Annotated in this window: 21 protein-coding genes and 1 pseudogene; 13 read left to right on the top strand and 9 right to left on the bottom strand. The window is 60.5% G+C overall.

Features of this window, described 5'->3' with window-relative positions; translation table 11 throughout:
- Nucleotides 1–13 precede the first annotated feature (13 nt).
- From H5V43_RS21590 to H5V43_RS21535, 13 genes and pseudogenes are all read left to right on the top strand, one after another.
- Complete coding sequence (locus H5V43_RS21590; protein ID WP_017181810.1) at nucleotides 14–436, top strand: RidA family protein; 423 nt, start codon at nucleotides 14–16, stop codon at nucleotides 434–436.
- 42 nt (nucleotides 437–478) lie between these two features.
- Nucleotides 479–1,795, top strand: a complete 1,317-nt coding sequence (locus H5V43_RS21585) for an NAD(P)/FAD-dependent oxidoreductase (protein ID WP_025547102.1) — start codon at nucleotides 479–481, stop codon at nucleotides 1,793–1,795.
- A 115-nt stretch (nucleotides 1,796–1,910) separates the two neighbouring features.
- The gene (locus H5V43_RS21580; protein ID WP_025547101.1) at nucleotides 1,911–3,311 is read left to right on the top strand and encodes an aldehyde dehydrogenase family protein; all 1,401 of its coding nucleotides are present in this window, start codon (nucleotides 1,911–1,913) and stop codon (nucleotides 3,309–3,311) included.
- 39 nt (nucleotides 3,312–3,350) lie between these two features.
- Nucleotides 3,351–4,820, top strand: coding sequence for a (S)-6-hydroxynicotine oxidase NdpB (ndpB, locus tag H5V43_RS21575; protein WP_128830670.1), 1,470 nt, complete (start codon nucleotides 3,351–3,353; stop codon nucleotides 4,818–4,820).
- Nucleotides 4,817–5,296: a c-type cytochrome gene (locus H5V43_RS21570; RefSeq protein ID WP_025547097.1), complete on the top strand. Its 480-nt coding sequence runs from the start codon at nucleotides 4,817–4,819 to the stop codon at nucleotides 5,294–5,296. The genes ndpB and H5V43_RS21570 overlap by 4 nt, the downstream gene beginning before the upstream one ends.
- Nucleotides 5,297–5,404: 108 nt before the next feature.
- A complete protein-coding gene (locus tag H5V43_RS21565; RefSeq protein WP_150294412.1) occupies nucleotides 5,405–6,025 on the top strand; it encodes a flavin reductase family protein in 621 nt (206 codons plus the stop codon).
- Nucleotides 6,026–6,139: 114 nt separating this feature from the next.
- Nucleotides 6,140–6,643, top strand: coding sequence for a hypothetical protein (locus tag H5V43_RS21560; RefSeq protein WP_128830669.1), 504 nt, complete (start codon nucleotides 6,140–6,142; stop codon nucleotides 6,641–6,643).
- Nucleotides 6,644–6,947: 304 nt separating this feature from the next.
- The gene (locus H5V43_RS21555) at nucleotides 6,948–8,414 is read left to right on the top strand and encodes an APC family permease (RefSeq protein ID WP_162854704.1); all 1,467 of its coding nucleotides are present in this window, start codon (nucleotides 6,948–6,950) and stop codon (nucleotides 8,412–8,414) included.
- A gap of 425 nt (nucleotides 8,415–8,839) precedes the next feature.
- Nucleotides 8,840–10,021, top strand: coding sequence for an MFS transporter (locus tag H5V43_RS21550; RefSeq protein ID WP_128830667.1), 1,182 nt, complete (start codon nucleotides 8,840–8,842; stop codon nucleotides 10,019–10,021).
- Between the two features lie 56 nt (nucleotides 10,022–10,077).
- Nucleotides 10,078–11,535: an NAD(P)/FAD-dependent oxidoreductase gene (locus tag H5V43_RS21545; RefSeq protein WP_128830666.1), complete on the top strand. Its 1,458-nt coding sequence runs from the start codon at nucleotides 10,078–10,080 to the stop codon at nucleotides 11,533–11,535.
- Nucleotides 11,536–11,982: 447 nt separating this feature from the next.
- Nucleotides 11,983–12,258 (top strand): annotated as a pseudogene (locus tag H5V43_RS23720) (IS3 family transposase); the annotation flags it as partial.
- A gap of 133 nt (nucleotides 12,259–12,391) precedes the next feature.
- Entirely contained in the window at nucleotides 12,392–13,726 is a 1,335-nt protein-coding gene (locus H5V43_RS21540) for a hypothetical protein (protein ID WP_025547088.1), read from the top strand.
- Between the two features lie 81 nt (nucleotides 13,727–13,807).
- Nucleotides 13,808–14,668, top strand: a complete 861-nt coding sequence (locus H5V43_RS21535; RefSeq protein WP_025547086.1) for an SDR family oxidoreductase — start codon at nucleotides 13,808–13,810, stop codon at nucleotides 14,666–14,668.
- An 88-nt stretch (nucleotides 14,669–14,756) separates the two neighbouring features.
- Here H5V43_RS21535 and H5V43_RS21530 read toward each other — a convergent pair whose 3' ends face one another.
- From H5V43_RS21530 to H5V43_RS21485, 9 genes are all read right to left on the bottom strand, one after another.
- Nucleotides 14,757–15,872 carry a DNA topoisomerase IB gene (locus H5V43_RS21530; protein WP_025547085.1) on the bottom strand — a complete coding sequence of 372 codons (1,116 nt, stop codon included), beginning with the start codon at nucleotides 15,870–15,872 and terminating at the stop codon, nucleotides 14,757–14,759.
- 590 nt (nucleotides 15,873–16,462) lie between these two features.
- Complete coding sequence (xth, locus tag H5V43_RS21520; protein ID WP_025547084.1) at nucleotides 16,463–17,272, bottom strand: exodeoxyribonuclease III; 810 nt, start codon at nucleotides 17,270–17,272, stop codon at nucleotides 16,463–16,465.
- Nucleotides 17,269–18,633 carry a non-homologous end-joining DNA ligase LigD gene (gene ligD / locus H5V43_RS23950; RefSeq protein WP_306303070.1) on the bottom strand — a complete coding sequence of 455 codons (1,365 nt, stop codon included), beginning with the start codon at nucleotides 18,631–18,633 and terminating at the stop codon, nucleotides 17,269–17,271. The genes xth and ligD overlap by 4 nt, the downstream gene beginning before the upstream one ends.
- Nucleotides 18,630–19,883: a metallophosphoesterase family protein gene (locus tag H5V43_RS21510; RefSeq protein WP_162854651.1), complete on the bottom strand. Its 1,254-nt coding sequence runs from the start codon at nucleotides 19,881–19,883 to the stop codon at nucleotides 18,630–18,632. The genes ligD and H5V43_RS21510 overlap by 4 nt, the downstream gene beginning before the upstream one ends.
- A 374-nt stretch (nucleotides 19,884–20,257) precedes the next feature.
- Complete coding sequence (locus H5V43_RS21505; RefSeq protein WP_025547079.1) at nucleotides 20,258–23,524, bottom strand: error-prone DNA polymerase; 3,267 nt, start codon at nucleotides 23,522–23,524, stop codon at nucleotides 20,258–20,260.
- Nucleotides 23,525–23,781: 257 nt separating this feature from the next.
- Nucleotides 23,782–24,123, bottom strand: a complete 342-nt coding sequence (locus tag H5V43_RS21500; protein ID WP_025547078.1) for a hypothetical protein — start codon at nucleotides 24,121–24,123, stop codon at nucleotides 23,782–23,784.
- 25 nt (nucleotides 24,124–24,148) lie between these two features.
- Nucleotides 24,149–24,310: a DUF6771 family protein gene (locus tag H5V43_RS21495; RefSeq protein ID WP_162195970.1), complete on the bottom strand. Its 162-nt coding sequence runs from the start codon at nucleotides 24,308–24,310 to the stop codon at nucleotides 24,149–24,151.
- A 63-nt stretch (nucleotides 24,311–24,373) separates the two neighbouring features.
- Entirely contained in the window at nucleotides 24,374–25,894 is a 1,521-nt protein-coding gene (locus H5V43_RS21490) for a Y-family DNA polymerase (protein WP_025547077.1), read from the bottom strand.
- A complete protein-coding gene (locus tag H5V43_RS21485; protein ID WP_025547075.1) occupies nucleotides 25,809–26,570 on the bottom strand; it encodes an ImuA family protein in 762 nt (253 codons plus the stop codon). Before H5V43_RS21485 ends, H5V43_RS21490 begins: the two co-directional genes overlap by 86 nt.
- Nucleotides 26,571–26,575: the final 5 nt, after the last annotated feature.

Below are 26,575 nucleotides of genomic sequence, written 5' to 3'. Positions count from 1 at the left end.
AGTCGGAGGACAAATGGTTAACGTCGTAAAACTCAAGACCGGCTCAAGATATGAGGATCTGGCGAGCTATTCGCGACTGGTAGCGGTCGATAACTTGATATTCGTTTCCAACACCGCGGGCCGCAATCCTCAAACGCAGGAGATACCGGACGATGTCACCCAACAGACCGAACAGGTGATAGCCAACATCGAGCGCGCGCTTGGCGAGGTCGGAGCAAGCCTTGGCGACGTGGTTGCGTCCCGCATTTTCATCCAGGACCCGGCCGACGTACCAGCGGTCATGGCCAAGGTAGGGGAACGTTTCCGCGGCGTCGATCCGGCGATGACATTGACGTGTCCTCCACTTAGTTCGAACGTGTACAAGGTCGAGATCGAAGTGACCGCATTCCGGGGCGCTTCGAAGGGTAAGGTGGAAACCCGACGACTGTCGATCTGACCCACGTCGTCGTCGCTCCATCGGCGGCGGGTATATATATGTATGAAGGATAGCCAGGTGGAATCGCCAACCGCATCCATAACAACTAGCGACAGGCTTCCGCGATCCGCTTCCGTGGTCATTATCGGGGGTGGGATCGTTGGGCTGACAGCGGCGCTCACGCTCAGCGAGCGCGGTGTTCAGGTGGTTGTCCTGGAAAAGGGGTCGGTAGCGGGGGAGCAGTCGTCCCGTAACCAGGGCTGGATTCGCAAGACCAGTCGCGCTCCGGCCGACGTGCCGCTGGCTGCCGCTTCAGACCGGCTTTGGGCTGGATTGGCAGAGCGGGTCGGTTCCGATGTAGGCTATCGGCAGGCCGGCATTCTCTTTCTCGCTAAAAGCGAGGCGGAAATGCATGTCCACGAAAAATGGCTACAATCCGTCGAGCAGTGCGATCTGGATTCTCGTCTGCTCACCCCGCGGGATATCGATCACCTCGTTCCTGGCGGACGCGGCGACTGGGCTGGGGGCATCTATACGCCGTCGGACGGGCGTGCCGAGCCCTCGCTAGCCGCCTACGCGATCGCGCGCGCCGCACGCGCCAAGGGGGCGATCATACTCGAAAACTGTGCGGTGCGCTCGCTCGTCCTTTCTGGCGGTCGTGTCACGGGTGCAATGACAGAGCATGGCGAGATCCGCAGCGATGCCGTTTTGCTGGCGGGCGGCCTGTGGTCGCGGCGCTTCCTGGGTAATCTGGGCGTCGATCTTCCGACTTTGCCGCTCACGGTGTCCGTCGCCCGCACCGCTCCGATGGAGGGGCCTACCGAGATTGCCGTGGGGGGGCCGGACTTTTCCTTTCGGAAGCATGCGGATGACGGCTTTATCGTAACCCAGCGCAGTGCCGTAAAGGCGCCGATCACGCTTGATCATCTCTTGATCGGGCAACGATATATTTCCTCTCTGAAGACCCAAGGGCGGTATCTTCGAGTGTCGATCGGGCGCGAATTCTTTCAGGATCTGGCCCTTCCTCGCCGCTGGAAACCTGATGCCCGTTCACCCTTTGAGCGAGTCCGAACAAAAGATCCGGCGATCGATCAACGCGCAATCGGTGAAGCTTTCGCTGCTCTGAGCGCAGCCTGGCCCGTATTCGAGCAGGCCGAAATCGTCCAGACGTGGGCAGGAACCGTGGATGTCACCCCGGACTCAACGCCAGTCATCGATCACGTGAGCAGCATCCCCGGGCTGACCGTCTGCACGGGCTTTTCAGGTCATGGCTTCGGAACCTCGCCCGCAGCGGGTGAACTGGCGGCCGACCTGATAACGGGCGCCGACCCCATAATAGATCCGTCACCTTATAGGTTCGGGCGGTTCGCGGCATCTTAGCAATCGATCCACCCGACACGATTAGCATGGAGAAAGCGGGTCGGCTTCCGCAAAATCAGGCCGAAGATCATAAAGACCACTTGTTGGACTTACTATCGAGAGGACAGGAGCCGCAATGAACGCCTACAAAATGCTCATAGATGGTCAGCTGGTGGATGGTGCGCGCATCATCCCGGTCATAGATCCTTCGACGGGCGAACCGTTCGCCCAGGCCCACGCCGCCGATGAGGCGCAGATCGACGAAGCGGTCGCATCTGCGGCGCGTGCGTTCCCGGCATGGGCGGCGGCACCTTGGGAAACGCGCCGTGCGTGCCTGCTGGAGTTCGCGCAGCGCCTCGAAAACGAGACGGATAGCTTTACGCACCTCCTTATCAGGGAGCAGGGCAAACCCTATGGCGAAGCCCGTTTCGAGGTCGAGGCAACGATCCGCGGCATCCGTTTCTATGCGAATGTCGAGCTGAAGGCCGAGACGCGAACCCACCCCACGGGCGATTATGAGGTCGAGCGCCGCCCGCTTGGCGTCGTGGCCGGCATTACGCCGTGGAATTTCCCGATGATCCTGGCGAGCAACAAATATGCGCCCGCTCTCATTACCGGAAACACGATCGTCCTCAAACCTGCGGCGACCACGCCTCTGACAACCCTGGAACTGGGCCGTCTGGCCGCCGAGATTTTCCCCCGTGGCGTGTTCAATATCGTTGCTGACAACAACGACCTTGGTGCGCGCCTGGCCGGGCATCCGGACATCGCCAAGGTTTCGTTCACCGGCTCCACGAACACCGGCAAGGCCGTTCTGAGAAGCGCTGCGGACGATATGAAGCGCGTTACTCTCGAACTAGGCGGCAACGATCCCGCCATCGTGCTGGCGGATGCTAATGTCGAGGCGGCGGCCCGGGGCCTCGCTGCCACCGCCTTCCTCAATGCCGGCCAGGTATGCGCAGCGCCCAAGCGCCTCTATGTCGCCGACCAGATATATGATGATTTCAGGGAGCGGTTCGTGACCGCCACACGCGAAATCAGGATGGGGGCTGGCGACGAGGACGGCGTAACGCTCGGGCCTGTTCAGAACCGCATGCAGTTCGACAAGGTGCGGGGCATGATCGAAGAGGCGGCAGCATCCGGCACGGTACTGACCGGCGGCCACGTCGCCAATCGACCAGGCTTTTTCATCGAACCGACCATCATTGCCGATCTCGACGATCAGGCTCCGCTGGTTACCGACGAACAATTCGGCCCCGTCGTGCCGCTACTGCGCTTTACGGATGAGGCGGACGCGATCGCGCGTGCCAACGAGGGCGCTTTTGGATTGGGCGCCTCCATCTGGACACGGGACATTGATCGCGCGCGGCAGCTTGCTCGCGGCATCACGGCGGGCAGCGTTTGGATCAACCAGCACATCGCCATCCATCCCGATATCCCGTTTGGGGGCGTAAAGCAGTCCGGTCTTGGTTCGGAAGGCGGGATTGAGGGGGTGTACGAATACACCCGATTGCAAGTGATCAATGCCGCAGGATAGCATTCGCGATAGCGGCACCGGAAGCCAAAGAGGAGCAGCATGACTACGCATCAGGACAATGACGAGCCAATGGACGATCGACACTTGGATCGGCGATCGCTGATGAAATTCGGCGCCGCGGCTGCGGGCTCAATCGCGCTGATCAGCTGCGCCAAGGAAAACCCGAACCGGGAAGCGCGTGACGGCAAGGACGAAGGTCCCTACGACGTCGTGGTCGTTGGTGCTGGTTACGCCGGTGTCACCGCCGCCCGCGAACTGGCTGCCCAGGGTTGGCGAGTAGTGGTCCTCGAAGCGCGTCCGCGCATTGGTGGCCGTACCTTCACAAGTAAATTCCTTGGTCGCCAGATCGAATTGGGCGGCTCGTCGGTGCACTGGTTACAGCCGCATGTCTTCGCCGAGATGCAGCGTTACGGCTTCGGCTTCCAGGAAGTGCCGCTGCGCAACCTGGACAAGGCCTATGTGATGACTGCCGATGGCAAGGTGCACGATGTGCCACCGGCACGTTTTGACGCTGGCTACGACGACGCGTTCAAGAAGTTCTGCGAAGGCGCCAGGACCCTTTTCCCGCAACCCTTCTCGCCCTTCGCCAACCCGGAGGTTGCCAAGCTGGACGAGATTTCGGCCGCCGCGAGGATGGCAAAGCTCGACCTTGACCCTATCCAGCGCGCGTCGCTGAACGCGGAGCTGGTGCTCTACGCGGGATCCCCCACGAACACGTTCAGCGCCATGAGCTTCGTGAAGCTGGCCGCCCTCGCGGCCTGGGATCCGTACACGTTCACCGACTCCGAAAAGCACTGGCACATCGCCAATGGCGGCACTGCCGCACTCGCGAAAGCGATCCTCGACGACAGCAAGGCCGACGTCAGGCTCGGCACCGTAGTCAAGCAGGTGGAGACCACCGCGACAGGCGTCACGCTGCGTACTGCCGATGGACAGACGGTCGAGGCGAAAGCGGTGCTTTTCACGTTGCCGACCCAGGTCTATCCGGACATAGAATTCAAGCCGGGCCTCTCCGCAGAGAAGCGCGCATTCATCAAGAACGGGGACATCTGCGACGGCGCGACGATGTATATGCGCATCAAGCAGAATATCGGCAACACCTTCGCCTTCTGCGACGATCCCAATCCCCTGAACGCCATCCAGACCGAGGAGTCTGACGACAAGGTGGGTACGATCCTGAAGGCGACCCTTGGCCGCCAATCCCTCCTCGACATCAACGACCAGGACGCCGTCAACGCCGAACTGCGCAAGATCCATCCGACCGCGGAGATCACCGACATCGCACCCTATAACTGGGTCAAGGACCCGTTTTCCAAGCAGGCGTGGCCTGCCTACCGGGCGGGATGGTTCAAGAAGTATAAGGACATGGCGAAGCCGGAAGGCCGCATGTTCTTCGCAGGTTCCGGGACGGCGGACGGCTGGCACGCCTATATCGACGGCGCTGTCGAAAGTGGTATTCGTGCGTGCCGTGAGGTGACGCAGTTGCTCGAGAAGGGAAACGAACAATGATCAACCGGTTGTTGAGGTACCGCCGTTTGACGGCATGCGCGACGTTGTGCCTCGGCGCGCTCGCTGCATGCTCGAACCCGACGGCCGACGGAAACAAGCAGGATGGAAACACCGCCTCCGCACCGGCCGCCTCGGCGGACTATTCCGCCCTGGCGAGCAATCCTGCGGAGGTCGAGGCCGGGAAAAAGGTTTTCAGCAATTGCGCCGTTTGCCACTCCGCAGAGGCGGGGGCGCCGTCTCCGGCCGGTCCCACCCTCGCCGGGGTGCTTGGCCGCAAGATCGGTGGCGCGGCGGGCTATCCATACTCCCAGGCTTTGGCAAAGGCTGAGGGGGATTGGACGCCCGAGAAGCTTGACACTTTCCTGAAGAACCCGATGGAGGCTTATCCGGGCACCGCCATGGCGTTCGGAGGCCTGGCCAAGGGTTCCGATCGAAAGGCCGTGGTCGCTTATCTGGCGAGCACCGGCTCGAAATAGGGCGAGCCATTCCGCTCCCGTTGGGCCAAGTCCCGACCGGAGCGGATTTGCGCGTCGGACTGCGCGCAACACCGGCGACCCATCTAATCCGACGAAACGGACCAGCACATGCACGACACGCATTTCTACGAACCTCGTGCCGGACATGGCCTGACCCGGGATCCGTTGCGCGCCATCCTTGGCCCCCGGCCGATCGGCTGGATATCGAGCCGATCGGCTGCGGGAGTAGCCAATCTTGCGCCGTACAGCTTCTTCTCGATGCTCTGTGACAAGCCGCCGATCATTGGCTTCTCGAGCATCGGCGAGAAGGACTCATTGGCCAACATCCGCGAAACGGGGGTTTTCGCCTGCAACCTCGTCACGCGGCGCCATGCCGAGGCGATGAACATCAGCTCGCGACCCGCGCCACCGGGCATCGATGAATTTGAAGAGGCGGGCCTTAAGTCGGCCGATTGCACGATCATCGACTGCCCGCGCGTTGCGGAAACCCCGGTGGCTTTGGAGTGCCGCCTGATCGACATCAGGGGGCTGACCGATGCCGCGGGTAGCCCTACCTCGGCCTGGTTGACCCTTGGCGAGATCGTCGGCGTACACATCGATCGCACGCTTCTGCGCGACGGGCTGTTCGACACCGCTTCTGCCGGGATCGTGTTGAGGGCCGGCTATGCCGCCGACTATTTTGAGATCGGCTCGACAGCCGCCTTCACCATGAAGCGCCCTGCGGGTTAGAAGAGATTTTTGGCCCCTGTGCAGGATGGTGACACGTTGACAAAGGCACAACCGGCATTATTATCCGATCGCCTAATAACTACTGTATCCACCAATCATCATCGGGGAGATCTTATGGCTCTCAACTTCAAAGCGGGCTTGACCCTATTATCCGCCCTTTGCCTCACACCAGTCGGCGCCATGGCGCATGACATGGGCACTACTAATTCGGACGCGGAAATCACGGAAGGACTCCGCGCGTTCTTCGCTAGTCAGGACAAAGCAAATCGGGATGGTCTGTCGACCACCGAGTTGGTCAAGCGCTTCTATGCTGAAGACGTGATCATCACGGGTGAAGGGGATGCCGTTCCCAGGCGCGGTATCAAAGATGCCGTCACCGCGCTTGACGATTGGTTCGCTTATCTGGGTCCGAATGGAAACAAGGGCTGCGAATTTAGTGTGCAAGACTCGCTTGTGGCATCGGGCGACCTTGCTTCGGTATTCGCCGTGCTGAAATGCAAGCCGACCCCCAAGACCAAAAAGGAAGAGACGATCCGTCAGCTCTTCGTGCTGAAGCGTTCGCCGCTCGGTTGGCGCGTAGTGCGCGAAATGTGGCAGGCTGGTGACTTCGGAAAATAGCTTTATGTTCCCCACCAGTGTTCCTGGTATCGCATAACTTTGCCCCGGCTTGCACCTTCGTGAAGGCGCAAGACCGGGGCTATTCTTATTAAATCAGGCCAGTTCCTGGCAGACCGCATCGGCGAACAAAGTTAGCCAGGAACGTCCATTCGCGCTTCCTTTTCCACGCATGTTACAGGTTCAAGTTTGGCGATTGCATTTATGCAGATGAATAATTATGGTCGCGGCACTTGCGCTCTATTGCCAACGGTCACCGTCAACCATCCGGTGCCATGCGAGACGAAAAGAATTTCGGGAGATTGGGATGACACAAACCATAGTTGACACTGCATCAATAGCCGTCCCTCCTCCCCGTGGAGCCGAGCCCGTTGCGTTGCCGCGCACGCTCAGCACATTCAGGCTAGCCGTATTTGTCATTGCTGCGGTCGCGCCTCTAGCCTGCGTGATCGGTGTTCTGCCGGTTGCGCTTGTGTTCGGCAGCGGGACTGCCCTGCCGCTGGCCTTCGTCATCGCCACGGTGGTTACAGCGCTATTCGCGGTAGGCTATTCGGCGATCAGCCGCGAGGTTTTGGTGGGTGGCGCCTTCTATGCCTATATCGCGCGCGGTCTGGGATCAGTGGTGGGTATGGGCGCGGCGTGCGTGGCCGTGGTTTCCTACACGATGTTTGTGCCTGGCGGCTTCAGTTACCTGGGTTTTATCATGCATACCACGGTGCAGACTTTGCTGGGCTATGACTTGCACTGGGTAACCTATTCCTTGACAGCTTGGGTCATCGTCGGCTTATTCGGTCTGCGCAAGATTGATTTCAGCGCTCGCGCCGTGCTGATCGTAATCCTTATCGAATTCATTCTCCTGCTGTTCTTCGATGCCGCCCTTGTCGACAAGCTCGGCACAAGCGCATTTCCAATACAGTCATTGGATATCGGTGGCCTCGCCAGTGGTGCGCCGGGCGTCGCGATCCTGCTCGCCTTTACATGCTACTTCGGAATCGAATCCGCGGCACTTTTTTCGGAGGAGGCCAAGTCTCCACAAAAGTCTGTTGCGCGGGCGACCTATCTCGCAATCGGCGCCATTGGTGTCTTCTATTTCGTGACGTCGTGGATCACCGTTGGCGGGGTGGGACCTGATAACATCAAGGGCATACCGGAGTCCGACGTCGGCCTCATCTACTTCAAGCTCAGCGACAAATTCATCAGCGGCGGATTCACCACGATCATGCAGGTCGCGGTCATCACCAGCATGTTCGCTACCGTATTGTCGATGCACAACGTGGCTGCCCGCTACATGTTTGTGCTTGGCCGCCAAGGTTGCCTTCCGCTCGTGCTCGGCCGTGCGCATCCCGTTCATGGTTCACCGACCATGGCCAGTCTGACCGTATCGGGCATCTCGCTCATAGTCATCGTTGGAGCCGCATATCTTGGCCTGCACCCGATGCTGGGACTTGGACTGGTGGCGCTCGGCTTCGCCGCGGCTGGCGTCATGTTCATGCAGGCGCTGACCAGCCTTGCGGTCATCTCCTACTTCCGGGACCATCCGCAACGTAAGCTCTGGCAGCACGTGATCGCACCCGCACTGGCGTTTATCGGCCTGCTGGGCGCGCTATACTTTGCCTTTGAAAACTTCGAGTATCTCAGCGGTAATAGTAATCCTGTCGTCAATCGGATCCCTATTGGTATTCCAGTTGCGATGGTCGTCGGCATCGGCTTCGCGCTTTGGCTTCGTCGCTACCGTCCGTCGCGTTTCGCTGCCATTCTTAAAGACCATCCCTGACAACCTCCAAGGTGCGGCGACCGCAATCGCTGCACCTTCTCATGCGTTTTGGTGTAGAAAGATGCTAATTGTAACGGCATCCTGGCGATCCAGCGCTGACGCACAGGGCGTTCGAAATCGTCGCCCGCGCAGAGACGGCTGATGCGTTATGCTGCCGTCGGTGGGCAGCATGACCAATCGACGCTGGCTGGGTATCTCCATCAACCTCGGCGACGCTTGTTCGTAACCTACGCACCTCAGCGCTAAGCTTGGGGTCCTTTTCCCGGGCTGCGCTTGACCCGATGAACTGATAAATATTCGATTGACGAATTATTCTTGTGAGCCTCGTAGCGTGTGATAAGCTTCCCAGCCTGCGATCTTTCTGCGTCGAGGGCATCATAGGACGATCTCACTCTGCGAACAGGCTGCCATCAGGAGAATAGAGCGTGAAGAGCGGACTTGGTGAACATCCTCGAACTACGTTGGCGATCGCGTGTACCCTCTATGCTCTATCACTCATTCTGATCGATGTGGCGCCATTCTTCGTGGGCATGTACGTCGATTCGTTGCGCATCAGCCTGAGCCAAGCGGGCTTCGTTCAAACGATTGACCAGGCCGGCGGCGTCGTGGGCGCCATGCTAGGCTTCATCCTGATGCCACGCGCGCCGTGGCGGTCGCTCATATTGGGCGCTTCAATCGTGGCCACGATCGCTAATGCGGTGACTGGTTTGGCGGACAGTTACTTGATGCTCTGCCTGATCCGGTTTGCGTCGGGATTGAGCGTGGTGCTTTTGACGACCATATGTGCATGCATCATGGCTCGAGCGACCGTTCCGGATCGCGCGTTCGGCGCCGGGATGGCCATCTCGCTGTTGCTGTCGGCCGCCGCAATCTGGCTGCTTGATGCCTTACGTGCGGATATTGGCCATGGGGCAGCCCTTTCATCGGGCGCGCTCTGGATTGGCGCCGCTGTGCTTCTGTCGCTTCTGCTTCCCGCCGACCTGCGCGGCGGCACCGGTGATCCAGGGATCTCTGATAGGGAAGGCACCCGGCTTGACACCATAGCGTTCGGAAAGATCGCGCTGGTGGGCTTGCTACTCTTTGCCGTTGGGGCAAACATAGTTTCCGGCTTTACGGAAAGGGTCGGCCTCACCAATGGCCTTACTTCGGCCGAGGTGGCGAATGCCGCCGCGTTCAGCTACATCTTGTCGATAGTAGCCGTCTTGATCCCGACAATTGTCGGCGTGGCAGGAGGCCGCCTTAAGTGGATCGCCTTGACTACCCTATTGTTCTTCGGCGCCATTTGGGCACTGCACGACTCCACGACAGTCTTCTCTTATACGATAGCATTCGCAGCCTACCTGTCCGCCTGGGGCCTGGGCTTGACCTATTATATGTCACTCGTTGCGGACAACGATCCGGATGAAAAGTTCACCCGCATGATCTATATCATGAACGTCGCTGCGCAGGCTATAGGCCCCGCCATCGGTGCGATGTTGGTCGCGAAAGGCTCGCTGAACATCGTCCTCCTCGTCGCGCCCTTCCCGGCCGCAGCTGCGTTTGCGATGATTGCGATATTCGCGGCGCGACGGCCGAGCGATGCGGCACGGGTGCCTGTTGCCTCCTGAACCATGGCTTGCGCAAATATGATGTCGGCCCGGCTTGATAGTTGGAGTAGGTAAGGATGCACAATCAAACTCCCGGTTCTGGCCACGATCTGCCGCACCCGGCGTCGGGCACAGATGAGCAATTGAAGCCCTCGTCGCCCCCGCACGCCGGCAAGTCCTTCTGGATACGCGATTATGGAAGTTACGCCGCGAATCCGGACCTGGATGCCGACGTGCGATGCGACATTCTCGTGATAGGCGGCGGCATCGCGGGACTTTCATCGGCCTGGCACTGCGCCAAGGGCGGTCTGGGCTCGGTGGTCCTGATAGAAAGCGAAATTATAGGCTTCGGCGCCAGCGGTCGAGCGGCGGGCTGGATCATGCCGCAATTTGGAATGAGTCAGTTGGCCATCCACAAGAAATACGGTATGGAACGGTCTGCGGCGGCCTTCGCATATTGTCGTCGCGCGACTGCTTACACTCGCCAGGTTATCGAACAAAATGGTCTGGACAGTGACTATCGTTCTCCGGGACTGATGCGTGTTGCTTTTGATGATAGATGGGTCGATGATCTTCACGATCTGTACTCCGCTTACCAAAAGGTCGGCGTTGATACGATAACCTGGCTTGATGCCCGTCAAGTGCAGGCCAGTTACAACGGAAATACCCATTTTAAGGCCGCAATCGCCGACACCGATCTAGGTCTGCTGAATCCCTGCAAACAAGTGCGTGAACTAAAGCGGATTGCGGAGGCAGCGGGGGTTGCAGTGTATGAAAACACGCCAGCGACTCATCTGGAGCGGACGCCCGGCGGGGTACGGGTAACGACGCCGGGGGGAACGATCTTGGCGAGCAAGGTCGTACTGGCGACCAATGCATTCACCCACCAGCTACAAGGACCACTCGGCAGGGAGCTCGACCGGTATCAAGCTCCGGTTTTCGCGCGCGGCGCAGTGACTGAGCGCTTGTCCGACGAACAATGGGCGTCGATCGGATGGAAACAGGGCAATGCGATCGAAAGCTCACTCGATCTGTTCCACTATATGGCACCCACTGCGGACAAGCGGATCCAGTTCTACTTTATCTATTATGGCGGCTATCCGACGCGAATCGAAATGGAGCCAACCGTCAGCGCCAAGGGGGGTCAGGTGTCGCTTGCTCACTTGAAGGCTATCTTTCCTGCGCTGAAAGATGTCAGACTGGCACATAATTGGGGGGGGCACATGTCCGGGACGCGCGACCTGGTGCCTCACCTCACGAATGTCGGTGACGAGCGCGTGATCTACATCGGTGGTTGTTGGGGCCATGGGCTCGCCATCAGCCATTTACATGGGCAGACCGTCGCAGACATGCTCGCCGGTCGCCATAGTGACCTGACCGATTTTTGGATCGTCAATCGCAAGCCGCAGCGGTGGCCCGCTTGGCCCCTTGATTACCTGGGAAAGCAGGCGACTTGGTCACTCATGAAGCGAAAGGTACGCAAGCAGCTCCGGGGTTCAATTTTCGATGATCCGGAGGGCGGTTTTCTAAAATGACAATCACCGGGCCTACCCCCGCGCACGAAGGCAGTCGAAGGTCACCACACCGAACGCTCACTTCACATACCATCTTGATCCATAGCTGCTCCTCGAAGCTCGGTGGATCGAAATCTTAGTTCGTGGATGTTCTCGCAAGATCATTCTTATATGTCTCGTCACTAAATAATGAGTGAAATATACTATGAAAGGTCAAGTTGTAATTCGTGAATCTGTTGTTCGTGATATGGAGCGACTTCTTACTGGTCAAACAGACGAAGCGTTGAGTGACAGATTTGGGATTAGCTACAACACGTGGCGTAAGATTAAAGTAGGTAAGCCAGTCAGGAATTCGCTCGCCATTCGACTGCAGTCTCGCCTTGCTCAATTGACTACATTTTCACATACTGATGACATCTGATCGCAGACCTATTAAAGTTTTAAGTCGTCTGCAGTGGCGCGATGACCCCCCAGGCGCCACGCCCACTCGACAAGGTCAACCGCGAGTTTCACGCCAGCGGACCTATTGCGTTATAGATTGTCGACTTTACGTGCGTTCATACCTGGGCGAGCTTCGTCTATGTTGCCTCGATAGACGCTCATCCTCGCCCGATCGTGGAATCGAAAGTCTGCTCTTCAACGGCGGCAGGCTTCGTCCTGCATGCCCTGGAGCAGCCATCCACACCCGCAGGCGCTGCTCCGCACGGCCTCTACAAGGCCGAGGTCATCTGGAGGCAAGAATCTCTGCAATCGAAATGAGGTCCACGGAACCAAGAAGCAAAAAGTGCCGGGAGCGTCACAAAACTGGGGGTGAGCGACGCGAGGGACAAGCATCTGGTATACTGATTTTCGTCGTCGCAACGGCGGGAGCAGGAAAATGGAAGTCGGTCTCGAACTGGTCGTCGGTCGTCAGCGGATACCCGTTTATGCCTGGTCTGATCGACGTGTGCCCCAAGCGCTGCAGGAATTTGCCCTTCCGCTGAACGAGGCGCACGCCATCGTCGCGGCGGTTCAGGCTGGACTTGCGGAGCTTGACGAAGCAAAGCTGCGTGAAAAGGCGCTGGTACTATGTCGCGCGAATGAGGAGATCCGCCTGAAGGATTATCGCTCACGGCGCCTTCAGACACTGTTTGGGGATGTGAGGGTCAGAATCCCGCGCCTGCTGGCCCGTCATAATCGCGACTATGTCCACCTTTTAGCCGACGATGCTGAAGCGTCCGAAGGAAGCCCGGAGAGAATCCTGGCCCGGCTAGGTGCATGGATGAGCTATCGTTATGCTGCCCGTTTCTTGGCTGAGTTGTTCCCGCTCGCCTGTGGATGCAATCCTGAACGGGTCAGGCGTGCTACCCTGTCAGAGGGAGCCGCCGCGGCCATGCCGCAAAGGGATAGCGATGGTCGGTCCTGCGATCACATCAATCTTTGCCTCGACACCGCCTTTCTGCGCAGTCACGATCGGGCCTTCGGACGACATCATGCGGTGCTGATCGGCAATCTCCGCTCTGACAATAACGGGCAGCAGATCATTGGACACGTGTTTGGCAGCCAGACCGACCCGCCCAAATATCTGACGGCATGCCTGAAAAGCATCGGCCGGACCGACGGCACGCAGATGACCTGTTTCACTGATGGCGACAAGCTGTTGCGCGGACTGCTGAAGGCGTGCGGGATCGGAGAGCGGCCTATGCTCGACTGGGAGCACATAGCGCGTAAACTTCAGAATTTGAGGATCATTGCCAGAGGCATCCGGCCCGGTCGACGATCCGAACTGACCCTCAAAACCAAAATCGCCGCCACGTTGGATCAGGTGAATTGGCGTCTTTGGCATGGCCAATTGCAGCCAGGGCTCAAGGCACTGTCACAAATTGAACGTCTCGCCTGGCGCCTGCGATCCGTCAAATCGCGCGTGAGGCTGAGTCCGAAGGTCGCCAGTTTGCTCAACGGCGTCGGGCGTCTGCGCGATTATATCAACGGCCAATCCGCCTATATTGTCGATTATGCCGCCCGCCACCGCGCGGGTTTGCCGATCGGAACATCGCAGACCGAGAGTTTGGCCAACAGCCTGATCAACAAGCGCATGAACAAGTCGCAACAGATGCGATGGTCCAAGGCCGGCGCGCAGGCCGTTATCTCCTTGAGGGTCGCTCACATCAACGAAATGCTCAGATTAAGTCCAAGCGCGTCAATCTCGCCCGCTCCGCCCCCAGTTTTGTGACGCTCCCTAATGTTTCGCTCCGTCGCCAAGGCGAAGAACCGATCCGCGGTGGGCGAGTTCTCTTGTGAGAAGGAGATGTCCATGAGCGATACCCAGGGGATGATTCACGAAGATGCGCTTCCGGGTCACGAGAGCGGTCTCGATCCGCGGCCAGAGTGGCAACCGCGCTACAAGGGTTCCGATCGCCTCGCGGGCAAGGTCGCGATCATAACCGGTGCTGACAGCGGGATCGGCCGGGCGGTGGCGGCTCTCTATGCCCGGGAAGGCGCCGACATCGCGATCGCTTATCTGTGCGAAGATGACGACGCCGCCGAGACGAAGCGCATCGTCGAGGCTGAAGGCCGCCAGGCGATCACCATTCAGGGTGATATCGGAGAAAAGGAAACTTCGGAGCGGATCGTCGCCGAGACGCTCGGCGCGTTCGGCAAAATCGACATCCTGGTCAACAATGCCGGCGAGCAGCATCCCGACAAGGACATCACCGACATTACCGACATTACCGAGGAACAGCTACGGCGCACGTTCCAGACCAACATCTTCGGGATGTTTTTCCTCGTACAGGCGGCGCGGCCGCATCTCAAGGAGGGCGCGGCCATCATCAACTGCACCTCGGTCACCATGTACCAGGGTTCAAAGGAGCTGCTCGACTACAGTTCAACCAAGGGCGCCATCACCGCCTTCACCCGCTCGCTGTCCGAGAACCTCGTCAGCGACGGCATTCGCGTCAACGCAGTGGCGCCGGGACCGATCTGGACCCCGCTCAACCCTTGCGGCGGCGCCAGCCCGGAGAAGCTCGAGCATTTTGGCGAAAACACCCCGATGGGTCGGCCCGGACAGCCCAATGAGGTCGCTCCGGCCTTCCTGTTCCTAGCCTGCGAGGACTCCAGCTACATGTCGGGCCAAGTCCTCCATCCCGATGGCGGCACGATCGTGAACGGCTGAAGCAACCGACGCTGAGCATCTGTGCGAGGGACCTTCAGGACTCACGGAAAGATCGAGACGGGCCATCGCCCCGCCATTCATCATATGGCTACAGGGCCGGAACCTTTGCCTTTTCGGCGAGCCGACGCTGGAGGAACGCCAGCACGACAGCTTCTTCCGGACGGAGCCGGGACAAGTCTTCCCGAAGCTCCTTCTCGACGGCGTCCCGCGCCTCCAGGACCAATTCGTCACTCAGGTAGCTTTCGAAGACTTCGGGATGAATGTAGCACTTGCGGCACACGGTGGGCGTATTGCCCAGCCGCGAAGCGACGGCTTCGATTGCGGTCCGGACATTCCGTTTCGCCGCAGCCTGGCTGTCGACTTTTTCATATTCGGAAAGCGCCAGGGCGGCGAGCACCGTGCCATTCCAGGTGCGGAAATCCTTGGCGGTGATGTCCGTCCCGGAGATCTCCCGAAGATAAGCGTTGATATCGTTCGAGGTGACTTCGTACTGCGCGCCGTCTTCGCCCACATATTGGAACAGATGCTGTCCGGGCAGATCCTGGCTGGCCTTGACGATCTTCGCGATGCGCCGATCCTTCAGCTTCAGCCGCCACTGCTTTCCGCTCTTGCCCTTGAAATTGAATCGGAGCTCAGCGCCCTCAATCGCGACATGGCGGTCTTGGAGGGTCGTGAGGCCATAACTCTTGTTCTGCTTGGCATAATCCGCGTTGCCGATGCGGATCATCGTGGTCTCGAGCAGATGCACGACGGCGGCCAGGACCTTCTCACGCGGTAGCCCGCGCTTCTTGAGATCGGCATCGATGCGCTCGCGCACGCCAGGAAGGGCCTTTGCGAAGTCCAACATGTGCTCGTACTTGGTGCTGTCGCGTACCTCGCGGAAACGCGGATGGTAACGATACTGCTTGCGGCCCTTTGCGTCACGGCCGGTCGCCTGGATGTGCCCGTTTGCCTTGGGGCAGATCCAGACATCGGTATAGGCCGGGGGGATGGCGAGCGAAGCAATTCGCTTCAGAGTTTTTTCGTCCGTCACGACGTTGCCCCGGGCATCGCGATATCGAAACTTGCCGCGGTAGGGCTGGCGGACGATTCCCGGGCTGTCGTCGGTTACGTAGACGAGACCCGCATTTTCCGCGGCTTCCTGCGCATCGACGATCGTTCCTGCCTCGCCGGTGTCAGCCGGCCCATCCTCTTGTGTTTTCATAACCGCTGAAGCGTCCAGCACGGGTTCGCGTTCCCCACCCAGGCCGGACTCTGGTTCGCACTGTCCAAGAGCAAGACTCGATCCTCCTATGCGCCTGTCATGATCAGGCGCCAATCCTTGCCCCCGTCTCGCCGGTAACGGGGTCATACTTCGGATCGGGAAGCGCCTCCATCCGCGCGCGTGCCGCATCGTCGGGCGCTTCGCGGCAGATGTCCCAGCCCTGTCCCCGTGGATAGGCGCCGACAACCTCGAAATCCTGGCTCGCATGAATCGCGCGGTGGCCGGTACCGGCAGCATGAGCGCATCGCCGGCTGCGACGGACACCTTGTGCCCGTCTGGCCCGCCAAGCTCGTGGCTCGCCTTCCCTGCGAACACACCCAAAACCTCGTGCGCGGTCGAATGATAGTGGTGATAGTCGAATATGCCGTCGCGCCAATCCGGCGGCCAACCATGGTCCTCGAACAAGGCCTCGAACCGGCCGGCCAGGTCTTCGCCCTCGCCGTCCAGCGCGGCGCGATAGATGACAACCGGCAACCGCGCATTGTTCGGCACCCAGTCATTCTCGCCGAGCAGGAAGCTTTCGATCTCCATCATATTTTCGCCTTGGGGACTCGCTTGCGCTTTGGCTTGTCGACCAGTTCGATCCAGACCGGGGCATGGTCGCTGGTCTTTTCCCAGCCCCGCACATGGCGATCGACCTGAGCATCGAGCAGCCGGTCGGCAAGCGCGGGGCTGAGCAGCAGGTGATCGATGCGCAGGCCCGCATTGCGGCCATAGGCGTTCCGGAAATAGTCCCAGAAGGTGTAGATGACCTCGCCCGGGTGCAGCGTGCGCAGCGCGTCGGTCCAGCCCTGATCCAGCAGCCGGAAATAGGCCGCCCTTACTTCGGGTGCGAACAGCGCGTCGTCGAGCCAGCGCTCCGGCTTGTAGACGTCGAGATCGGTCGGCATGACATTGAAGTCGCCCGCCAGCATCACCGGCAGTCCGCTCTCCAGCAACCCAGCCGCGTGCTCGACCAGCCGGTCGAACCAGCGCAGCTTGTAGTCGAATTTGGGGCCGGGCCGCGGATTGCCGTTGGGCAAATAAAGCCCGCCGATCAGGATGCCGTTGACCGCCGCCTCGATATAGCGGCTCTGGCTCGGGTCGGGGTCGCCCGGAAGCCCCCGCCGCGTCTCGTGGATTTCGCCGACGCGGCTGAGCAGCGCAACGCCGTTCCACGACTTCTGGCCGTGCCAGATGACATCAAAGCCAAGATCGCGGATCGCACTTTCCGGAAACTTCTCCTGCGGCGCCTTCAATTCCTGGAGCACGACCACATCAGGCTGCGCTTCCTCAAGCCAGCGCAGCAGCACCGGCAGCCGGCCATTGACGCCGTTCACATTATAGGTGGCGATCTTCACAGGTCAGGCAGGGTCTGGTCGGCGCGGCCCCAACCGCTGAGCGCCTTGGAGCCGGCCCGCTTCACCAGTTCGGTGCCATCCCGAATGGTCCAGTGCGAGGGCTTGTCGATCGTCTCCATTTCCTTCCATGTGATGGGTACGGCGACCGGCGCGCTTTCGCGCGCGCGGACCCCATAGGGCATGACCGCCGTCGCACCGCGCTGGTTGCGAAGATAGTCGACAAAGATGCGGCCCTTGCGCTGCGCTTTCGGCAGGGCGGCCGTGAAATGCTCAGGGTCGCTCTGGGCAACCGCCTGGGCCATCATATCATTCACATCCCACCGGCCCAGCCTTTGTTGAAGGTCGAAAAAGGATGATACCTCAGTCTGACTGAGGTAGGGCCGCGCTTCAGGAGGCAGCGAGAAAATCAGACGCAGGCTGACGACCGACTGGCAAAGCTGCCGAAACTCGTTCTCGTCTCGCCCATCCAAAGAAATGACACGGCGATCGGCATCAGTAAGTGGCTGCGACTCAATGAACGTTTCGCTGTCGTCGCGACCACCACCAACAGAGCTGACTACCCAGGAGCAGGGCGCCCGGCTCAACCGGACAAGACTATTGATACTCTTGCGTTGGAGTGGGCTCAGCACTTCGCAATCGTCCAAGCAAAACTTGAAACCAACAGTCTGCTGGCCCACGCTCGTGTTCAAACGGATTGAAGCGCTAACTCTCTCAGTGAAGTAAGCCAGCATCTGGTACGGCTCGCGAACGGGTAAGTCATCGACGAGTTCGCCAACGGTGCCGCGGCCACATGCGCGATTCATCGCACTCGTCATCAGCCTCAGGCAGCGGGCGAGATCGAGAAAGGTTGCGGGAGGACGCGGGCTGAAATTGCTGACAGCTGGAAATTCGGTCGCAAAATCAGCAACGAGCTGCAACTCCTGCGCGGCGGCAATCGAAATCTGCCGCATTTCGCGCAAATTGTGGCAGGCCTCCGACAGCCTTTCGATGCAAATTGCCTCCACGGCTACAGAGAAGAATGAGTAGAATTCAAACTCGGGATTTTGGACGTTCGGAAAGATTGCAGTCCAATCGGTGAAGGACATCGACGCGGAAATATGATCGGGAAAGCGGACGTAGATCCCGATATTTTTGAAGTCGCCAAGGTTGCGCTGAAGCTTCAGCGATTCGTTGTGGCACAAATCCTCCCAACAAATTCCCTTCAGAAGCGTGGTTTTTCCTGTCCCCCTGGTCCCGTGGATATACGTGGACTTATCCGCAGAGAGCTCTTCTGCCTCTTCGGTAAACCATATCAGAGGGCGACCATCGGTATGGTGTTCCCAACGTGTGGGGCGAAAGGGGTTTATCGCGCCAGGCGTCATATCTTCGCTTCCAGAATCCAGCTTTCGCGTTTCGCATCGTAATTTTCGACGACGATTGAATGATCCGCCATCAAGAGCTCGACGCATTCCTGCAGTTTCTCGTCCGTGTCTGTCTGGAAATGCTTGCCGCATTCTTGAACCAGATCGGACCAATAGCATTGGCGGGCGCCCAGAAGATAGGAATAGACCTTGGCCAGCCCCCCATCGAGGGATCGACGGCGCTTCCCGATAAGCGGAACGGTGAGCCGTTCACCTTGCCGAAGAACACCAGAACGATCGAACGTCCAAGGAAGAATGTGGCCCACCAAGGGATTCCCGGAGCGGGTGAAAACCACTTCTATTATATTGAACCCGTCCTCAGCGGCGGGCGCGGAGATACAGACAAGTGCGTCACCGCCCGGAACGGAGAGCACTTCGACCGGGTCGGTGTGGATATGGCCATGCAGGTACAATATTGGCCTTCCGGCTTCCATTAACGAGGCGCGAACCGCTCCAGAGTTGACAAGTTCGGTATAGGGGGCAAGGCGGGTCATGCGCTGAGGGAGCAGGTTGTGATGAGCGACCACGACCAACTGTTCCTCCCGGGGCATCTTACCAGCAGTCTCTACGAGATGCGCTATGCTGTTGTCGGAGAACGCCGGTGTGTCAAACTGGCGGTCGTAGTATGCGCTCAGGACCTTTGGATCACCCGCCGCGATCGCAGCCTCGATTGCAGGCCCCACACTATCACGAAACTCCGCAGGGATGTATTCAACCGCTCCACATCCCCAGCAGCTGTTCATTAATACGACCGCGCACGTCGCATCGGATGGCCCCACATGGCGGATGAGCGATTGCTCGACCGGGATCTGCTCCAATCCGACGGCGCTCAATGCGGCATTGAGCGGGCCGAATTTTGCCGTCATGCTCGGCTTTTTCGCCAAGTTGCGATCAATGTCGTGATTTCCCGGCACGATACCGCAGAAGGTCAACGCGTTGCGACGCCCCTTGCCCAGTTGCAATGCGTTTGCAACGTAAGCCGCGCCCGCCCTATAGCCGTCCAACTTACCAAAGTCGGTCATGTCTCCCATGAGCAGAATTCCATCAATCTCCTCTGCCTCGCACATTCGATAGATGCGCTTGAAGACAGTCTTGATGGGTTGACGAGAAATGACGTTGCGCAGCTCAACTGAGAAAGTACGGTCCTTTTGGTCCACCGACCTTTCAGTGCGAGCAGCCGACGGCAGATGCAGATCGCCAATCTGCAGCAACCTGACGCGCGGTAACCCCAATGTCTATCCCCCGATATTCAACGCTTTAACCTCTTACAGAATTCACCGTGTGCTGCAAGGTGACGCGGGCGAGCATGGCAATCACGTTACACGGCTGTCACTCTCCACACATCCATCCTCACTCCGACGAACACGGCGACCGCCAGCGATCAACCTTTCTACCATTGCTTCGCAGGAAGCCCTTTATACGGCCATCCGAAAGCTCAGGCGACTTGAATGAGCACGTTCGGGCTCTCAACTTTCTATGAGCTGTGAACGGCAGCTTTCTTGATTTGGTGTTTCCTAAGCCGACATTCGGGTACGTCCCCGAGTTTCCAAAAATCTGCTGTGCCTGAAGCCTTTCCGCGATAGCTTCAATGGAAATTTCTGCTCTTTATCAATGGCCGGTCGCGGACCTGATCGATGTGCAGATCTCTCACGAGGATGTCCCGTGGGTTGGGCGGACCAGCCAAAACCGCCCCAGTGTCAGGACCGACGTGGCTGAGCGCTCTGTCGTCTGGACCGAGTGAGGAAGGGCCAGCTTCCCATCTCTGACCCAGCGAACCCAGCAACGGCGACAAGTCGATGAGCTTCTTCGCGATCACATGGACAACCTCGCCCTCACGTTGCACCTGCCCATAGAGTCCCATCATCCGCGCCCCCATGACGATCCGCCGGTTCTGCTCGAACATGCGCGGCCAGATGATGAGATTGGCGATCCCGCTCTCATCCTCGATGGTGATGAACATGACGCCCTTGGCCGATCCCGGCCGCTGCCGGACCAGCACCAGTCCGGCCAGCCAGATATAGCGCCCGTCTTTGGTGCGATCGAGCGCACTGCAAGGCACCATCTTCTGCCGCAGCAATTCCTCGCGCAGGAACGACACCGGATGCTGCCGGAGGGTGAGGCCGACATGGCCATAATCCTCGACCACCTCCCTCCCCTCGCTCATCGGCCGCAGCGCGACGGGCTGCTCGACAATTTCCTGGACGAGCCCGTTCTCCCGCGCGTCAGCGGCAGCAAACAGTGGCAATTGCTCGTCGCGCAGCGCCTTGATCGCCCAAAGCGCCTCCCGCCGCGCCAGGCGCATCGACCCGCGAAACGCATCGGCTTCCGCCAGCCGGTTCAGCGAGCCTATCCCTACCCCGACCCGACGCCATAGCTCCTCTACGCTGACAAACGGTTCATCCGCCCGCGCCACGATGATCCGAGCGGCGTCAGCCTCTTTCAGCCCCGTGACCATCCGCATGCCGAGCCGCACCGCGAACCGATCCCCATCCGCCGGCTCCAGCGTACAATCCCAGCGGGAAGCATTGATGCAGACCGGCCGCACTTCCACCCGGTGCGCGCGGGCATCGGCCACGATCTGTGCCGGTGCATAAAAGCCCATGGGTTGGGCATTCAGCAGGCTCGCACAGAAAATCTCAGGATGCCAGCATTTGAGCCAGCAGGACGCATAGGCGATCAGCGCGAACGACGCCGCATGGCTTTCCGGGAACCCATAACTGCCAAAGCCCTCGAGCTGCCCGAAGGTCTTCTCGGCAAACTCCGCCGTGTAACCGCGCTCGACCATGCCGCTCACCAGCTTTTCCTTGAATTTCGAGACGCCGCCGGTGAACTTGAACGTCGCCATGGCGCGCCGCAGCTGGTCGGCCTCGGATGCGGTGAACCCTGCGCATTCGATCGCGACCCGCATCGCCTGTTCCTGGAACAGCGGCACGCCCAGCGTCTTGCCCAGCACCTTTTCCAGTTCGGGCTTGGGGTATTCGACCTTCTCCTTGCCCGCCCGGCGGCGCAGATAGGGATGGACCATATCCCCCTGGATGGGGCCGGGCCTTACGATCGCCACCTCGATCACCAGATCATAGAAAGTGCGCGGCTTGATATGCGGGAGCATCGCCATCTGCGCCCGGCTCTCGATCTGGAAGGCGCCCAGCGTGTCGGCGGCGCGGATCATCGCATAGGTGCGCGGATCCTCGGGCGGGATCGAAGCCAGGTCCATGCGGATTCCCTTATGTTGTTCCAGAAAATCAAACCCGCGCTTCATCGCCGTCAGCATGCCCAGCGCCAGGCAATCGACCTTCATAAATTTGAGCGCATCGATATCATCCTTGTCCCATTCGATCACCTGCCGGTCCGCCATGGCCGCTGGTTCGATCGGCACCAGCTCATCAAGCCGGTCATGGGTCAGGACAAAGCCGCCGGGATGCTGCGACAAATGCCGCGGCGTGCCGATCAGTTCGCGCGCAAGATCGAGCGCCAGACGCAACCGCCGGTCGGAGAGATTGAGATTGAGCTCCTCGGCATGGCGCTCCTGCACGCCCTCCTCGCTCCACCCCCAGACCTGCCCGGAAAGCGCCTTGATCAGATCTTCCGACAGGCCCAGCGCCTTGCCGACATCCTTGATCGCGCCCTTGGCGCGGTAGCGGATGACGGTCGAACAAAGCGCGCTATGGTCGCGGCCATAGGTGTCGAACACCCATTGCATGACGATCTCGCGCCGCTCATGCTCGAAGTCGACGTCGATATCGGGCGGCTCCTTCCGCTCCTGGCTGATGAACCGCTCGAACAGCAGGTCGGAACGTTCGGGGTCGATCGAGGTGATGCCCAGGACATAGCAGACCGCACTGTTGGCGGCCGATCCCCGCCCCTGGCAGAGAATGTCCCGGCTGCGTGCGAAGCGGACGATGGAGTTCACCGTCAGAAAATAGGGCGCATAGCCAAGCTCTGCGATCAGCCCCAGTTCGTGGCGCAGCAGGCGCGCGACCTTGTCAGGCACGCCCTCGGGATAGCGGACCTTGGCCGCCTCCCAGCTCATCTGCTCCAGCGCCGCCTGCGGCGTCAGGCCCGTTATGCTGGCTTCTTCCGGATATTGATATTTGAGCTCGTCGAGCGAGAAGCGGCAGCGGTCGGCAATTTCGAGCGTCCGCGCCAGCGCCTGGGGATAGCGACCGTAGAGACGGTGCATTTCCGCAGCCGGCATCAAATAGCGGTCGGCATACAGTTCGCGGCGGGCGCCGAGTTCATCGATCGTGCAGCGATGACGGGTGCAGGTCATCACCTCCTGGAGCACCCGGCGGTGCGGATGATGATAGAGAACATCGCCGGTGATCACCGTCGGCACCGCATGCCGTGCGGCCAGGTTGGAGAGATTGTGCAGCCGCAGTTGATCGCCCGGCCGCCGGCGCAGCGTCAGCGCCAGATAGCCTCGTCCGGCAAAGATCCTGGCGAAGCGCGAAATCACGGCTTGCGCCTCCTCCACCTCGCCGGGCAGCAATATGGCGAGCAGCCCTTCGGCAAAATCCGCGACATCGTCCCAGCCGATGATGCACTTGCCCTTCCCGCCCCGCTTTTTGCCGCGGCTGAGCAACCGGCAGAGATGGGCATAGCCGGATCGGTCGATGGGATAGACCAGCAGCGACTGACCTTCGGCAAGATCGAGCCGGCAACCGACGATCAACCGGACGCCGGTGACCTTTGCTGCCTCATGAGCGCGCACGATTCCGGCCAGGCTGTTACGATCGGTAATGGCGAGGGCGTCGAGGCCACAGGCTTCCGCCTGGGTGAACAGCTCCTCGCAGCTCGATGCCCCGCGCAGGAAGGAGAAATGCGAGGCGCATTGGAGTTCAGCATATCGCATGGCGGCACCTGCCGATTCTCACATCATAGCGCATATGTTCGCTATTTGTTCCAATGGGCAGAGAGTCAACGGGCACGGCGGTCACTCCGCCAATTTGAGCGCGATGCTGCCGCTGTCGGCACCATCGGTCCAGGATAAAAGGATCCCCGCCGGAGCCTAACTCAACGGCGGGGCCGAGGTTGAGGGGAGATGTCGCTCCAAGAGTGGGGCGACAAGCTGAAGCTATGCCTTTTCCGTAGCAATTCAAGATGGATTCGTCACCGATCTGAACCGGAAGGCTGGTCGATATGGCAATCCTGCCAGCCCCAGTCACCGCGCTGGACAAAGGCGACATAGTCATCGTCGAGGATCAGCGTCGCGTCCCCGTTGCGAAAATGCTGACCCAGCGACGAAGGCTTGCGGACGAGCACCAGCTCGCTGTCGGCCAGTTGCACATGCGCCTGCCGACCTTCGATCCTAAGCCCAAAGCTGCGGCCCTGCGCGCACACGACACGTAGAGCTTTGTGATGATCGACAGCTTGAGCCGCCGAAGATCCCATCAGCATAAGGATAGCGAGGAGAGGAAGCGCAGGCACGGCAATCTCCACGGCACGCATCATCCCAGGCTCCAACGAATCTGCGCCCCTAATCCTCCGCGGGCGCGCCGGTTCCATTGGCCAGCGCGTTAGCGATCGTCGTCGCAAGGATCTCCTCCGCTTGCGCGCGCACGCCCGCATCCTTGGAGGCAAGGTCATTGCGCAACCATTGCGGCGCGCGCTCCGTGGCGCGCAGAATCTGGTCCTTCACTTTTTCGTCCATTTCAAAGGCCTATGATCAACCCACATTGGCAGGGCAACAGGGCATTGGTGTTCAGCCAAAAAGCCCATGCAGGAACCAGCCCTGTCCGCCGGTCGCGCTGTCCATGCCGTCACCCTGTCGGAACACCCAGTAGCGCGCGCCTGTTTCATCCTCGAGAAGGAAATAATCCCGGACGCTGAGCCACTCCGCTTCGCTCATATGCCATTCGCCATAGATGCGTTCCGGGCCATCGGCCCGCTTCACCCGCCGCCGGATGCCGCGCCAGATAAAATGGACCGGAGGATGATCGGGAAGCAGCGCCATGGTGTCGATCGGTTCAGGCCGCGCGAACAGCCGCGCCGGGCGCGGCCAGCGCTCGGGCCAGCGGAGCAGCGTCGGATCGGCCATGGGCGCGATCCTGGTCACCGACCGTTCGGGGATATCGCTCTCCCGCGCGGCATAGCGATAGAGCCGCTCCTCCCCTACCCTGTTGCCCAATATGTCGACCAGCGCGGCCACATCGGGCACCGGCACATCGCCAAGGTTGGAGATGGTGCGGAAACGCAAAGGCTCGACCGCCGGCGCCGCCAGCAACATGCGCTCCACCCCGAACCCCGGATCGACCGTCTCGATCCGGTCGCAGAGCAGTCGCCCCATCTGCTTGCGGTCCCGGCTGGGCCTTGCAAGCCCGGCACGGATCGCCTCGATCCCATTGTCGACGCGATGGAAACGCAGGTCGAGTCGGCGGGCGCCCACCCCCGCCTCCTCCAACTGCTGGCAGAGCTGGTCCACCAGCTTGTGCGTGTAGCGCGCCAGCGTCTCGGGCGCGCCGATCGGTTCGGCAAAACGCCGCTCGACCTCGATGCGCTCGGGCGCGGCAATGGGCTCGAAGGGTTCCGATGCCCGACCATAGGCCTGGTCGAGCCGTTGGCCCGGCTTGGACCCGAACCGCAGCGCGAGCGAGGCGCGCGGCATGGCCTCCAGATCGGCAATGGTTTCGAGGCCGAGCTTGCTGAGCGACATTATCGTGGCACGGTCGAGGCGTAGCGCGGCAAGCGGAAGATCGCCAATGGCATCGGCCAGTTCCAGCGGGTCGACCACACGAAAGGGGTCAGCGCCATAACGCGCCAATGCATGGGCAGCGCCATAGGCCGGCGCGCAGACGGCGCGTCCCGCCGTTTCCACTTCGGCCAGGCGCTTCAATATGTCGCGCAACACTCCCATAGCTCCCCCATGAGCATGGTCCGCGCCGGTGATGTCGAGCATCAGCCCATCGGGCGGATCGAGCGCGATGATCGGGGCGTAGCGGCGGAGCGACCAGATGGCGAGTCGCTCCAGCGCCTGCCTATCCGCCTCCAGGTCTGCGTCCATGATGAGCAGATCGGGCACCAGCGCCTGCGCCTGGGTCGCGGCCATGCCCGCATGGAGCCCGATCGCGCGCGCGGCCGCATTCGCCGCGGTGAGCACGCGGCGATTACCCTCCATGCCGACCAGGACGAGCGCCGCGTCAGGAGGCGGCGCGTTCCGCCCAAGCCTGCGACGCAGCCGATCGGTCGGCCAGGTCGGCAGGAAGAGCGAGACAACCTGTCGCATCACATGCTTCCACCAGAAAATCAGCGCTCTCGCCCGCGCGGCAGCGGATGAGTTCGACGAACCAGCGATGCCGCCCGACACCCGGCACCGGCAGCAACTCAGAGGGAACCGCCGTCACCCGCCAGCGCGTCGCCGCAGCCGTCGGCTGCCCAAGGTCCGAGGCTTCGGCCGATCGCCGCCAGCGGCGCACCGCGATACCGATCGTGCCGGTGCTTTCCGCCGCCAGTTGCAATCGCCGCGAGGCGGTCATCGACAGCCGCGCGACCTCGGCCACCACGCCACCCAGACCACCATGGCGCAGCCCCTCCTCGAAACAGGAAAGCAGCGCGGTCTCGTCGCGGGCTTCCACATAGATGACCCGGTCGGGATCGAGCCCGGCTTGGGCGATGGCCGGGGCGAACAGATCGGCCTGGGTCATGCACCAGAGGATGCTGCCGCTGATCCGCCCGACAATGCCGGCTGCGAACAAGGCGGCCGCAGCGCCATCGGTCGCTCCCTGCGCGCCGCCCGCCACTTCGTGCAGCGCGCCCAGCGCCAGGCCGCCGCCCGGCAGCTTCGAATCGATCACCTCGATCCCGAACGGCAACACCGACCGCGCCCGGCGATCACCACCCTCGATCTCGGCGATTTTTGCGCGCAGCGCAGCGACATGGGGACGTGCCCCTCTTTCCGTCATGAAGG

This window comes from Sphingobium fuliginis (assembly GCF_015074805.1).
Lineage (GTDB): Bacteria > Pseudomonadota > Alphaproteobacteria > Sphingomonadales > Sphingomonadaceae > Sphingobium > Sphingobium fuliginis.
Note: the sequence above shows the minus strand (reverse complement) of the source record. Positions and strands in the feature narration are given on the sequence as shown.

Coding starts and splice junctions, on each gene's coding strand:
- H5V43_RS21560 (WP_128830669.1), top strand. CDS start 6,140: ATGGCTCTCAACTTCAAAGCGGGCTTGACCCTATTATCCGCCCTTTGC.
- H5V43_RS21585 (WP_025547102.1), top strand. CDS start 479: ATGAAGGATAGCCAGGTGGAATCGCCAACCGCATCCATAACAACTAGC.
- H5V43_RS21545 (WP_128830666.1), top strand. CDS start 10,078: ATGCACAATCAAACTCCCGGTTCTGGCCACGATCTGCCGCACCCGGCG.
- ligD (WP_306303070.1), bottom strand. CDS start 18,633: ATGACGCCTGGCGCGATAAACCCCTTTCGCCCCACACGTTGGGAACAC.
- H5V43_RS21540 (WP_025547088.1), top strand. CDS start 12,392: ATGGAAGTCGGTCTCGAACTGGTCGTCGGTCGTCAGCGGATACCCGTT.
- H5V43_RS21500 (WP_025547078.1), bottom strand. CDS start 24,123: ATGATGCGTGCCGTGGAGATTGCCGTGCCTGCGCTTCCTCTCCTCGCT.
- H5V43_RS21485 (WP_025547075.1), bottom strand. CDS start 26,570: ATGACGGAAAGAGGGGCACGTCCCCATGTCGCTGCGCTGCGCGCAAAA.
- H5V43_RS21580 (WP_025547101.1), top strand. CDS start 1,911: ATGAACGCCTACAAAATGCTCATAGATGGTCAGCTGGTGGATGGTGCG.
- H5V43_RS21535 (WP_025547086.1), top strand. CDS start 13,808: ATGAGCGATACCCAGGGGATGATTCACGAAGATGCGCTTCCGGGTCAC.
- H5V43_RS21590 (WP_017181810.1), top strand. CDS start 14: ATGGTTAACGTCGTAAAACTCAAGACCGGCTCAAGATATGAGGATCTG.
- H5V43_RS21570 (WP_025547097.1), top strand. CDS start 4,817: ATGATCAACCGGTTGTTGAGGTACCGCCGTTTGACGGCATGCGCGACG.
- H5V43_RS21505 (WP_025547079.1), bottom strand. CDS start 23,524: ATGCGATATGCTGAACTCCAATGCGCCTCGCATTTCTCCTTCCTGCGC.
- H5V43_RS21565 (WP_150294412.1), top strand. CDS start 5,405: ATGCACGACACGCATTTCTACGAACCTCGTGCCGGACATGGCCTGACC.
- ndpB (WP_128830670.1), top strand. CDS start 3,351: ATGACTACGCATCAGGACAATGACGAGCCAATGGACGATCGACACTTG.
- H5V43_RS21555 (WP_162854704.1), top strand. CDS start 6,948: ATGACACAAACCATAGTTGACACTGCATCAATAGCCGTCCCTCCTCCC.
- H5V43_RS21490 (WP_025547077.1), bottom strand. CDS start 25,894: ATGCGACAGGTTGTCTCGCTCTTCCTGCCGACCTGGCCGACCGATCGG.
- H5V43_RS21530 (WP_025547085.1), bottom strand. CDS start 15,872: ATGAAAACACAAGAGGATGGGCCGGCTGACACCGGCGAGGCAGGAACG.